The organism is Bacillus cereus group sp. BceL220 (assembly GCF_051776965.1).
In the GTDB taxonomy this organism is placed as follows: Bacteria; Bacillota; Bacilli; order Bacillales; family Bacillaceae_G; genus Bacillus_A; species Bacillus_A cereus.
In genome coordinates this window covers 1-353 of the sequence record NZ_JBPWBC010000064.1, presented here as the reverse complement: position 1 = coordinate 353, position 353 = coordinate 1, and the positions used below count along the sequence as shown (strand labels likewise).

Here is a 353-nt window from a genome sequence, read left to right as displayed (position 1 = left end):
GCTCTTGTAACTCGTCGGTAAGGTGTACCTGGTACTGGTACGAATGCTACAGGCACTAACTTACATTGTGTTAAAAATACGTTTTTTAAGATGCGTTTAATTTCGACTGCTGGAGGCTCTAATGAAATATCGGACTCTACAACAATTTGAAGCGTTCTTTCAGCTAATACCACTGGAATCTTTACAATAGGTGCTCCTGGAGTAACAATTGGTGTTGCAGTCTCATCACTTAATGGTGTTTGGGTTTGTCCCGCTACCTGACATGGTACATTAATTGGACATTGTTCGCTCATGTTTTATGCTCCTCTTTTTATAAGATTTTAGAGTTTATGAAATTTTCAAACTCATAATAC

1 protein-coding gene is annotated in these 353 nt (G+C 38.0%); it reads right to left on the bottom strand.

Annotated features, from left to right (window positions below; genetic code table 11):
* Positions 1-293: DUF7852 domain-containing protein (locus ACS2FK_RS30545; RefSeq protein WP_438899982.1), on the bottom strand; the 293-nt coding region annotated here is incomplete at its 3' end.
* Positions 294-353: the final 60 nt, after the last annotated feature.